Annotated in this window: 9 protein-coding genes and 1 pseudogene; 9 read left to right on the forward strand and 1 reads right to left on the reverse strand. The window is 69.3% G+C overall.

Annotated features, from left to right (window positions below):
• Positions 1-435 precede the first annotated feature (435 nt).
• A complete protein-coding gene (locus tag AB0H86_RS39570; protein ID WP_362450197.1) occupies positions 436-1,398 on the reverse strand; it encodes an aldo/keto reductase in 963 nt (320 codons plus the stop codon).
• A 675-nt stretch (positions 1,399-2,073) separates the two neighbouring features.
• On the opposite strand from AB0H86_RS39570, the pseudogene AB0H86_RS39575 reads away from it, so the two are divergent.
• The 9 genes and pseudogenes from AB0H86_RS39575 to AB0H86_RS39615 all read left to right on the forward strand — a co-directional run.
• Positions 2,074-2,295 (forward strand): annotated as a pseudogene (locus AB0H86_RS39575) (winged helix-turn-helix domain-containing protein); the annotation flags it as partial.
• Positions 2,296-2,889 carry an AfsR/SARP family transcriptional regulator gene (locus tag AB0H86_RS39580; RefSeq protein ID WP_362450223.1) on the forward strand — a complete coding sequence of 198 codons (594 nt, stop codon included), beginning with the start codon at positions 2,296-2,298 and terminating at the stop codon, positions 2,887-2,889. It abuts the pseudogene before it with no gap.
• Positions 2,890-3,245: 356 nt separating this feature from the next.
• Entirely contained in the window at positions 3,246-4,154 is a 909-nt protein-coding gene (locus AB0H86_RS39585; RefSeq protein ID WP_362450225.1) for a UTP--glucose-1-phosphate uridylyltransferase, read from the forward strand.
• A 5-nt stretch (positions 4,155-4,159) separates the two neighbouring features.
• Positions 4,160-6,115 carry a thiamine pyrophosphate-binding protein gene (locus AB0H86_RS39590; protein WP_362450200.1) on the forward strand — a complete coding sequence of 652 codons (1,956 nt, stop codon included), beginning with the start codon at positions 4,160-4,162 and terminating at the stop codon, positions 6,113-6,115.
• Positions 6,112-7,317, forward strand: coding sequence for an MFS transporter (locus AB0H86_RS39595; RefSeq protein ID WP_362450203.1), 1,206 nt, complete (start codon positions 6,112-6,114; stop codon positions 7,315-7,317). The genes AB0H86_RS39590 and AB0H86_RS39595 overlap by 4 nt, the downstream gene beginning before the upstream one ends.
• Positions 7,318-7,347: 30 nt before the next feature.
• Complete coding sequence (locus AB0H86_RS39600) at positions 7,348-8,556, forward strand: galactosyltransferase-related protein (protein WP_362450205.1); 1,209 nt, start codon at positions 7,348-7,350, stop codon at positions 8,554-8,556.
• Entirely contained in the window at positions 8,553-9,431 is an 879-nt protein-coding gene (rapZ, locus tag AB0H86_RS39605; RefSeq protein ID WP_362450207.1) for an RNase adapter RapZ, read from the forward strand. Before AB0H86_RS39600 ends, rapZ begins: the two co-directional genes overlap by 4 nt.
• The gene (locus AB0H86_RS39610; protein WP_362450210.1) at positions 9,428-10,330 is read left to right on the forward strand and encodes a gluconeogenesis factor YvcK family protein; all 903 of its coding nucleotides are present in this window, start codon (positions 9,428-9,430) and stop codon (positions 10,328-10,330) included. The genes rapZ and AB0H86_RS39610 overlap by 4 nt, the downstream gene beginning before the upstream one ends.
• 35 nt (positions 10,331-10,365) lie before the next feature.
• On the forward strand, positions 10,366-11,142 hold the full coding sequence (locus AB0H86_RS39615; protein WP_362450212.1) for a hypothetical protein: 777 nt from the start codon (positions 10,366-10,368) through the stop codon (positions 11,140-11,142).
• Positions 11,143-11,303: the final 161 nt, after the last annotated feature.

Consider the following 11,303-nt stretch of genomic DNA (forward strand, 5'->3'; position numbering starts at 1 on the left):
TCTCGACGGGCAGGCCGAGACTGCCTCGCGACGAGAGCCGCTGCAAGGCCGATCTCATGCGCCCGAGCTCCGTTTCACATCCGTACGATCCCGTTCCGGGGGCACCGCCGGTTCTCGTTGTTCGCGAACACGCCGGTCAGCGCCGCATTACCGGCCACGCCGGGCGCCTGGGCGACCTCTCGCCCCCCAGGCGGCTTCTGGCGGTTCTCTTGTCGACCACATGCCGATGCTCTGGAGGGGCTGTTCCCGGAGTGCACCGGCCCTATCGGGCTCGACGAGCGCTGCTCTTGCGACGCGTCAGCGCTGCTGCGGCTACCGGTTCCGGGCGCGGGGCAGCGGGCAGCGGGCAGCGGGCAGCGGGCGCGACGAAGTCCGGTCCCGGCGGCGAGGACGCCGCCGGGACCGGACTCGTCGGACGACGCAGCGGTCGGGGGCTCAGGCGGTGTTCAGCCGGTCGAGCTGGTGAGCGTCCATCTCGAGGTCGACCGCCGCCAGGCATTCGTCCAGTTGGGCCACCGAGCTCACCCCGATGACCGGAAGCGTGCTGGGCGAACTGTGCATGTGCCAGGCAAGCGCCACCTGGTTCGGCGAGGCGCCGAGTTCCTCCGCGACCCGGCCCAGCTCGGACAGCCGGCCCGGAGTGCCAGGGTGGTTGTACTGCTCCGGAACCGGGCGGTCCGAGCGCGACAGCGCCCCGCCCAGCAGAGTCGAGTAGCCGAGCAGCGTCAGTTCCCGCTCGGAGCGCACGTAGTCGAGGAGTTCGTCGCCGGCGTGGGGGTTGGCACCGAAGTCCGCGCCAGGCCGTGGCTGGAGGTAGGTGGCACGTTGCTGGACACAGGTGTAGCCGGCGACACCGAGCTGCCGCGCCAGGGCACGGGCTCGCTCGATCCGCCAGGCCGCGTGGTTGCTGCAGCCGAGCAGCTGGACCATGCCGCGCGCCACCATGTCTCCGAAGGCCGTGACCGTCTCCTCCAGTGGCGTGCGCCGGTCCTCGATGTGCGCGTAGTAGACGTCGATGCGGTCGGTCCCCAACCGGTCCAGGCTGGCCTTGACCTGACGCTCGATCACTTCTGTCGACAGCCCTTCGGCGGCCTGCGGCCATGGGGCGTCGAGGGGCACGGGTAACGCTCCCACCTTGGTGGCCAGGACTACCTGGTCACGTACACCGCGGCTGCGCAGCCACCTACCGAGCAGCGCCTCACTCTCCTCGCCTGTTCCGCCCTCGGGCCAGAACGCGTACGTGTTGGCGGTATCGATGAAGGTGCCACCGACCTCCAGGAATCGGTCGAGGATGGCAAACGCCGTCGCCTCGTCGGTCTTGGTGCCGAAGTGCATCCCTCCTAAACACAGTGCGCTGGCGTCGAAGCCCGACTCGCCGCCGATCCGCCGCTTTTTCATTTGATGTCCTTCCATGGGTCATGGCATGAGGGCGTCACCCAGGACTCACCGACCGCGGATTCCGCCCGGGGCAGTACAGGTGCGCCGGCGTCCGGACTGTAGGAGATGAAATCGCGGGAGGCGACCGTGCCACTCCCGGCGCGGTGGAACCATACGGTCCGGGATGGCCGAACTTGAGCGCACGACGCGAGCCGCCGACCGCGACGAAGCACAACGGTTGACGACCGCCCGGCGACACGGGATCCGCACCGCCGCCGGCGCTCCACGCATCCCCATCAGGGTCGGCGGGAGGGTCCCTCGGCGCCGGGCGGCCGACCACCCACACGTGCGCCCATCTGTTCGAATGCCGTATTCGACATGATCGTCAGGCGACACCGCATCGAATCACCTCGGGCACCCGCGAAATATTTCGCCGCATGCGTGGCGCCGGGAGACGGACAACTGGATTTCACATTCGCAGCATCGGACGTACCCGACATAGGCGATCGGCCAGTACGCCCGGAGGAACACTATTCGGCCATCATGGACGAGCCTGATGCGTAGCGGAACGTGGCCACGCGATGCCGGGGCGTGGTAGCTTTTGTTTGTTCATTTTCCAGCGGGCGACTGCTTTTGGTGAATCGTGCATGGCACTGCGTACGGCCTTCGGGCCACGACACCGGGGAGAGTGCTTCTATGGACGTAGCCGTAAATACTCTGGGAGATTTAAGGGTTCTTACCGCCCAGCGGAACACAACCCCAAGCGCCCCGAAGCAGCGTCAAGTCCTGGCGCTCCTTTCGGCCCGAGCGAACCAGCCGACGCTCACCGAGGATTTCTATCGCGAGCTCTGGGGTAACAATCCGCCGCGGACGGCCACCGCAACCCTGCATACATACATCGGGCAATTACGACGCGCTATGGCGAAGGCTCTGGATGTCGACACCCATACCGTCTCCGAGCGACTCCTGATCACTCAGCCCGGCGGCTACGTGCTGCGCGTGAACCCCGAGCTGCATGACTTCGCGCAGTACCACCGGCTGCTGGAGAAGGCGGACGAGGCCCGGCGCACCCGGCCGGCGGAGGAGGCTGTGCTGCACTACCGCGCGGCACTGAACCTCTGGCGCGGTCCGGCTCTTGCCGACATCGGCTGCGGCCCTGTCCTGCGGGTATGGGCGGATCGCGCCAACGAGTCCTGCCTGAACTCCACCGAGAAGCTCATCGCACTCGAGTTGGAGCTCGGTCATCCGCTTGAGGTGCTCAGCGAACTGCGCGAACTGGCGGCCCGCCACCCGCTGCACGAGAATCTGCACGGGCAGCTGATGGTCGCCTTCTTCCAGGCCGGCCGCAGGAACGAAGCGCTGGAGACATACCACGCCCTGCGGAAGCGGATCGTGAGTGAACTCGGCCTGGAGCCCTCCGCACGCCTGACTCTTCTGCAGCAGGACATCATCAAGTCCCCCGCGCGTGCGCTGAAGAGGATCGACTACCACGACATGAAGTACAGCGCCTGACACGAAGAAATCTGTCATGCACCCGATAAGGGGAGCCTGACGCGGTTTGTCGCCATGGTGTCGACCACCGCCCGGAGCGACGTGCTTCGCAGTCATGGATTACCTGATCACCGCCGGCAGCGACCCCTTCGAGCAGCTCGCGCCGGGACACGGGGCAGGAATGCGTCGATGATCGTTTCGCCATCCCCCAAAAAACAGTGACGGCGGGTTTGTATACACCGCTGCACAATCATGCCGGACTGCACAGAAACCGGTTGACAGGCCGATGACACACATGTCAGGGTTTTTTTACCGGCTTCCTGGACGGGGAAGGACAGCAGGTGGAATCTGAGTTACTTCGGGAACGAAAAAGACCACTGAGATCTCCACGCCTCACCAAAGCCGTCATTCCGGTAGGAGGCCTGGGAACTCGCTTCCTGCCGGCAACCAAGGCAATTCCCAAGGAAATGCTGCCGGTCATCGACAAGCCTGCCATCCAATATGTGGTGGAGGAATCGGTCACTGTCGGCCTGACCGACATACTCATGGTAACCGGTCGCAATAAGCGATCGCTGGAAGACCATTTCGACCGCAATCTCGAAATCGAAGAGACGCTGGCCCGCAGAGGTGACGAGGCGCAGTTGCTCCGGGTGCGCGAATCCAGCGATCTCGTGTCTCTGCACTATGTTCGCCAGGGCGCTGCCAAGGGCGTCGGCCACGCGGTCCTGTGCGCGCAACCGCATGTGGGGAACGAGCCGTTCGCCGTCCTGCTCGGTGACGATCTCATCGATCCCCGCGATCCGCTGCTCGACCGCATGATCGCCGTGCAGGAACGATGCGGTGGCAGCGTCGTGGCGCTCATGGAGGTGGATCCTCGCGACATCCACCTCTACGGATGCGCCGCCGTCGTACCCACCGACGAGGCCGATGTCGTACGCATCACGGGCCTGGTCGAAAAGCCCGGCCCTGGCGAGGCGCCCAGCACCTGCGCCGTCATCGGCCGCTTCGTCCTCCACCCCGGCATCTTCGACGTGATCCGCGGCACCCGGCCCGGGCGCGGCGGGGAGATCCAGCTCACCGACGCGCTGGACAGCCTCTCCCGAAGCAGGACGGCCCACGCACCGGTGCACGGCGTCCTGTTCTCAGGTCGCCGGTACGACACCGGCGACCGGGCCGACTACCTGCGCACCATCGTCCGGCTGGCCTGCGAACGCGGGGATCTGGGGCCGGACTTCCGAGCGTGGCTCGCCGCGTTCGTCTCGCACGACTTCCATGAAACAAGGTGAACGAAATGCCCTCTGGCTCCCCCCTGGACACCCACCTCCCCGACTCCGCCAACGGCACCCAGACCGAGACCGATCCCCTGGCACTGGCCCGGCTCGTACTCGCCGGCCACGACCCGGCCGGCCTGCCCCTCGCACCGTCGGCCGCCGACGCGACCCCCAGACGGACACCGTTACTGACCGGCGCGGAGGCCGTGGCGGCGCTGCTCGCCGACGGCGGCGTCCGCAGCGTCTTCGTCTACGCGGGTACCTCGGAGCTGGCGATCTGCGACGCACTGCATCGCACCGAAGGTGTCCAGTTGTCCAACGGACGCGGTGACAAGGAATCCGCCTTCATGGCTGCGGGCGCCTCCCTGACACACCCGGGCCGCGGCGCAGCCGTACTGCACGGCGCTCGCGGGCTCACCAACGCCGCCGGAGCCGTGGCCGATGCCCGGCGCAATGAGGTGGGGGCGCTGTTCCTCGTCGGTCTTCCCTCCAGCGGTTCCGTCCGCTTCCTGCCGCCGCACGGCGAACCCGGCCTGATCGAGGGCATCGGCACGTTCGCCGACTGGTCGTGGCAGGCCCCGCCGGTGCCCCAGGATCCCGACGAACGCCGGGCCGCGGCCGAGCGGTTCGTGGAGCGGCTCAAGGCGAGCCTGGCCTTCATCACCACACCACCGCATCGGCCGGCGTTGTTCGGTGTCCCCCAGGATGTCGCCGAGAGCCGCTGGATCCCGCTCGACGCGCTGCTCGCGCCCCCGCCTGCCACGCCGGCCACCGATCTCCGGCAGTCCGCGCTGGAGGCTCTGCTGAGCGAGCTGCGGCATGCCCGGCGCCCGCTGTTCCTCCTCGACGACTACGCCCTCCACCACTCGGGGATACGCCCCGCGCTCGACCGGCTGAGCGCCGCGACCGGAGCGGCAGTGCTTCAAGTGCGGTACCGGCGCGGCCCGATGCTCTTCGAGCGGTTACGGGGCGATGAGGTGACGAACTTCGCCGGATGGCTCAACCCCTTCAGCGCGGCTCACCGCGCCCTACTCGCGGAGTGCGACCTCCTGGTGACCGTGGAGGACCGCAACATCTACGAACGAGTCGTCGGCCCCCTGCCGGACTGCCGGAAGGCGGCGGTCAACACCGACCCCGCCAAGGTCCTCAAGAACGAGTACCTGCACGACGACGAACCGCTGGTCGTGGGAGAACCGGCCCTGATACTCACGGAGTTGGCCGACCGGCTGAGCGTCTCCGCAGAGCCGGCGCCCGTGCCCTGGTTCCCGGCGGAGGCACACGCCGAGCACATGGTGAGCCCCGAGCAGGCCGCCGACGCCGTCGAGGACGGACGCCGCGCCGTCGCCCGGGCGCTCGCCGCGACGCTCGCTTCCTGGGAGCGGCCGGCGCTCGTGGACGACAGCCAGATGTTCGGCGGACTGCTGTCCGAGCACTATGACGACTTCCCGCAGGGCCTGCGGGTCTTCGGCGACCACGGGGCGTTCGTCGGCGGCGGACTGGCGTACGCGACGGGCCTGGCCCGAGGAGACAGGGACGCCCGGGTGATGTGCACGCTGGGCGACCAGGCTTTCACCAACTCCTTCCAGGGGCTGGTTGCCGCCGTGCAGGACCAGGCCCAGGTGCTGTTCGTCGTGTGCAACAACGGGGAGTCGGTCTCGCTGAAGAAGCAGGCCGCCGCCTCTTACGGCGCCTCGGACCGTTCGTATCTCGCAAATGTCGGTCAACTGGCGTACCACCAGGTCGCCGAAGCACTCGGAGTGCCCGCACACCAGGTGGTCGTCCCGGTCGGCGGCTCGCCCGCGGCGGTGGAGGCTGCGGTGTCCCACCTGGCGACCGCGCTGGAGAAGAGCGCCGCCGAACAGGGACCCAGCCTGGTCGAGATCGTCCTGCCGTCGGATCCCGACGTGTGGAAGGGCATCTGGATCACCCAGGGCTTCGAGAAGACGTCTCCGGCGGAACCGGAGAGCGTGGCGTGAGCAAGGGGCCGACAGCCCCTGCCGGGCGGCCGTGGATCGCTCTGAGCGTGGTGTTCTTCGTCAACGGGGCCCTGTTCGGCAACTGGGTGCTGCGCATCCCCGCCGTCAAGGACCACGTCGGCGCGGACACCGGCCCGCTCGGGCTGGCGCTGCTCGGCATCGCCGTGGGCGCCCTGCTGTCCAAGCAGGTCTCCGGCCAGCTCGTCGCCCGGTACGGGAGCCGCCCCATCACCGTGCTCGGCATCACCCTGAGCTGTCTGGCCCTGATTCTCCCGGCCCTCGCCGGGAACATCGTCGCTCTCGGGCTCGCCCTCATCGGCTTCGGCGCGGCGATGGGCATCGTGGACGTGGCGATGAACGCCCACGGCGTCGCCCTGCAGGACCGCATGGGCCGTCCCGTTCTGTCCTCCCTGCACGGGGTGTACAGCATCGGCGGGCTGCTCGGCGCGCTCACCGGCGGGGCCGCCGAGGCCCACGACCTGTCCCCGCTGGTGCACTTCGCTCTCGTCGCCGCGGTGCTGGGCGGTGCGGCCCTCGCCGTGTCGCCCTGGCTGCTGCCCGCGAGCAGCGATGTCGCCCCGAGGGCCGCCCGAGGGGGCTGGGCCAAGCTGCCCGCCGAGCGCAGGCTGCCGCTGGTGCTGCTGGGCTTCGTCGGCCTGTGCGGCATGGCGGGAGAGGGGGCCGTCGGCGACTGGGGCGCCATTTACCTACGCGACGACCTCGGCACCAGCGCCGAGTTCGCCGCCGTGGGCTACGCCGCGTACTCCGTGGCCATGGCGGCCGGGCGCCTCCTCGGCGACCGTTTCCTGGCCCGTTGGGGCGACGTACGGGTGGTCACGTGGGCGGTTGCGTCCGCGGGCTTCGCGTTCGCCGCCGGTCTTCTGGCCGGGCATCCGGCCGCGGCCGTCTGCGGGTTCGCGGCACTGGGAACGGGGCTGTCCATCGTGATGCCCGCGGTCTTCTCCATGGCCGGGCGGATGGGCGGACCGGCCACCGGCCCGGCCATCACCGTCGTGTCCAGTATCGCCGGCACCGGCTTCCTGGGCGGGCCTCCGCTCATCGGCTTCCTCGCGCAGATCACCGGCCTGCCCCCGGCGCTCGGCGTGGTGAGCGTGCTCGCGCTGGGTGCCGCGGTCCTCCTGCGCCTCGTCGCTTCAGGGCAGCGGGCAGCCACCGAGCCGCCTCCCGCCCATGCCGCCTGACCTCTGCACCGACTCCCGAAAGGAACACTCGTGGCTCAACTCCGTCCCAGCGACCCGGAAGTCCTGGCGACCGCCGTCGTCGACAGCGTCGTCGTCGTCTCCGACCCCGACGCCCGCCGCTCCGGCCTCTTCTACTGGGAGATGGCCCGCCCGTGGACCGAAGCCGTCGTCGACGCGGTCAGGAAAGCGGAGAACTCCGAGATCCGTTCCCTCGGCGAACGCCTCCTCGAGGACCCGGGCACTCCCGACCACTACCGCCGGCTGCGTGCCGCCCTCGTCGAACAGGCCGCCCTGCCCTCCACCGCTCCCCTCTTCGACGCCGCATGGGAAGCCGAGTGCAACTCACGTATCGGTTTCCACCTGGGCGAGCGGCACACGCGTGAAGCCGAGCCGGTCTCCGTCGAGGAACTGCGCACCCTCCCGCCCGGGCCCGCGCTGCCCCCCGGAGCCGATCCCGAGGTGCTGATCGTCGTGCCGTTCCGGGACCGTGACACCGGCGGTGCGCGGCTGCGCAATCTGCTGGCCTGCCTGCTCGCCCTGCGCGACCAGTCGTTCCCCCGCGACCGGTACCAGGTCACCGTCGTCGAGTCCGACGACTCCCCGCGCTGGCGTGAGGTGATCACGCCCTTCACCGACCACTACCTGTTCGCCCCCAAGGCCGGGATGTTCAACAAGTCCTGGGCGGTCAACGCGGGCGTGGTGAACACCCCTGGGCGCAACGAGGTGCTGTGCATCCTCGACGCCGACGTACTCGCCGACCGGGACTTCGTCGCCCGCAACGCCGAACGCTTCCGGTCACCCGGCGTCGGCGGCCATATGACGTACCGGAAGATGAGCTGCCTGGACGGACCCACCACCGCCTGGGCCATCCGCGAGCGGGTCCAGCGCCGCGGCACCGAGGCCGGCGCCGACCGACTGCGCGCCTTCCAGCTGCGCCGCCCGCCGGGCTGCTGCCTTTGGGTACGCACCGGGACCTTCCGCCGTATCGGCGGCATGGACGAACGGTACGAGGGGTGGGGCGGCGAGGACAACGACTTCGTCTACCGCTTCGACATAGCCGCCCCCTTCTTCAACCACGACGACTGGATGCTGCACATGCAGCATCCGCCGGCGTCCCTCCTCAGGCCGGACGGCGAACTCGTCAACGCCCACATCCCGCCGCTCAGCTGGCAACCCGAGGAACCCATCGGGCAGCTGGACCGCTTCGCCACCGAACCCGCCGAGGGGAGCCGACCATGACACCCTCTCGCGGATCCGACAGCGAGGTCGTCGTCATCACCGGCCTCTCCGGGGCCGGACGGAGCCTCGCCGCGGACCATCTGGAAGACCTCGGCTGGTTCGCCATCGACAACCTGCCGCCCAAGCTGGTGCCGAAGGTGGTCGAACTGGCCCAGGCCCCGAAGTCGTCCATCACCCGGGTGGCCCTGGCCGTCGGCACCGGGCACTACCAGGACGAAGTACTGCCCATGCTGACCTGGCTGCGGTCGTCCGGGGCCCGGGTGCGCGTGCTGTTCCTGGAAGCCGCCACCGACGTCCTCGTACGGCGCTTCGACCACACCCGTCGCCGCCACCCCCTGGCCGACGGCGACGACCAGCACCTGGTCTCCGCCATCGGCCAGGAGCGCGAACTGCTCGCGCCGGTGCGCAACGAGGCCGACGTGGTGCTCGACACGAGTGCGCTGAACGTCCATGACCTGCGGCGAAGGCTCGGAACGCTCTTCGCGGACCCACAGGCCGGCCAGGACGTGCAGATGACGCTGCTCTCCTTCGGCTACAAGCACGGCCTGCCGCTGGACGCCGACATCGTCTTCGACTGCCGGTTCCTGCCCAACCCCCACTACGTCGAGGAGCTACGCCCGCTGACCGGGCTCCACCCGCCGGTCAGTGAATACGTCCTCGCCCAGCCCACCGCCCAGTCGTTCCTCCAGGACGCCGAGCGGATGCTCGGCCGGCTGCTGCCCGCCTACATCGACGAGGGCAGGGCGTATCTGACCGTCGCCCTCGGCTGTACCGGCGGTCAGCACCGCTCGGTGGCCATGGCCGAACAGCTGGCGGTCGTGCTGCGGTCCCTCGGCGTCACCCCGGGGGTCCTGCACCGGGACGTTCACAAGTGAGCACCCGGGCCGACCAGCCCCGCGTCGTGGCCATGGGCGGCGGACGCGGGCTCACCGCCACACTCCGGGCCGCCCGCCGGTACGCCGCCCACACCACCGCCATCGTCGCCACCGCTGACGACAGCGGCTCCACCGGACGGCTGCGCAGGGCGTTGCGCATCCCCGCCCCCGGCGACCTGCGCCGTTGTCTGGCCGCGCTCGCGGGCGCGGAGGACGAACCGCTGGGCCAGGCGATGGAGTACCGCTTCAGTGGCACCGATGTGGAGGGCCATGCCCTCGGCAACCTGCTGCTGGCCGGGCTCACCGCGGTCACGGGCGACTTCCTGGCGGCAACCGACTGCGCCGCGGCGCTGCTGGGCCTGGACCCGGACCGGGGCCGGGTCGTCCCCGCGACGCTGGAGCCGGTCGACCTGAGTGCCGTCACGTCCGACGGCACCCGGGTGACCGGGCAGTACGCCATCTCGAAGACGGCGGGCATCCGCCGCGTCGAGCTCAGCCCACCCGGAGTCAAACCACCCGACGGGCTCGCCCGGTCGATCCAGGACGCGGACCAGGTGGTGCTGGGTCCCGGCTCGGTCTACACCTCCATCCTCGCGGCCGCTCTCGTCGATGATCTCCACGCCGCCCTCGCCTCGACCCGCGCCCAGCTCGTCTACGTCTGCAACCTGGAGCCCGAGGTGGCCGAGACCCAGGGGTACGACGTCGCCGCACACGTCGACGCGCTGCGCGCCCACGGCGTGGAACCCGACCTGGTGCTGGTGCACGAGAGCGGCCTGCTGCCCACCGGAGACGTCGGCGTCCCGGTCGTCCGCTCCGACCTCGTCCGCTCGGATCCCCTGTACGGCACGGCTCACGACAGCGTCAAGCTGGCCGCCGCGCTCGCGGCGGTCCTCACCTGATTCCCGTCCTCGCGTAGCTCCCGGAGGTATCCCTCATGGCGTTCTTCACGCTGGCCTGCGCCTTCCACGACACCGAGCGGCTCATCGACAAGACACTGCCGCTGGCGATCCGTTCCCTCACCCACCCCACCCGCCACGACTTCGAGGTCGTGCTGGTCGCGGAGCGGTCGACCGACGAGGTCGCCGCCCGGCTGCTGCCACGGCTGGCCGAACTCGGCGTGGACGAGCTGCGGTTCCGCCGCACCAACCACCACGCCTTCTCCGGCGCCCCGTCGAACAACTTCCACGGAAACCACTTCACGACCACCAGCCCGTACCTGATCACGTTCACCGACGACACGTTCATCCACAAGACGGACGAGGACTTCGACGTACTGGACGCCACCGCACAGATCTTCGAGCAGAACCCGGAAGTGGTCCTCATCAGCAAGGTCGACGACCACGAGGAGTGGGACTGGCCGCTCTCGGACGTCGGACCGGAGATCGAGCCGGGGGTCCGTTCAGTCAACCGGGTGGTGGACCAGCTCATCGCCTACGACACCGCACGTTTCGCCCCTGTCGCGCGGCGACTCGGCGCCTTCCACCGGGACACCTTCGTCAGCCACGAGGGATTCGAGTACCAATGGGAGAACCTGGCCAGCCACGTCGGCACCTCCGGCGACCGGAAGATCGCCTACCCGCAACGGTGGCCGCTGCGGGTCCGCCACAGTGACCTGCGCAATCAGCCGGGGTCCATGCACGGCACCCAGGACGAGGACGTGAAGCTCAAGTGCTTCGAACGGCTGATGGAGAGCCAGGGACTGTCCAAGTGAGGTGATCTGCGCCGCGTCGCGGGGAACACGGCCCGACCGGACGTCAGGCGGATCCGGCGGAGGGCAGGGCTAGGGCCTGTCGTTTGGATCAGGCCGCAGGAAAGCAGCGGTGCTTCCTGGCCGACCTGAGCGGGGTGTGGTGCGTGCAGCTGCAAGGCGGA

The sequence above is a fragment of the Streptomyces sp. NPDC050997 genome, from assembly GCF_040660135.1.
Classification (GTDB): domain Bacteria; phylum Actinomycetota; class Actinomycetes; order Streptomycetales; family Streptomycetaceae; genus Streptomyces.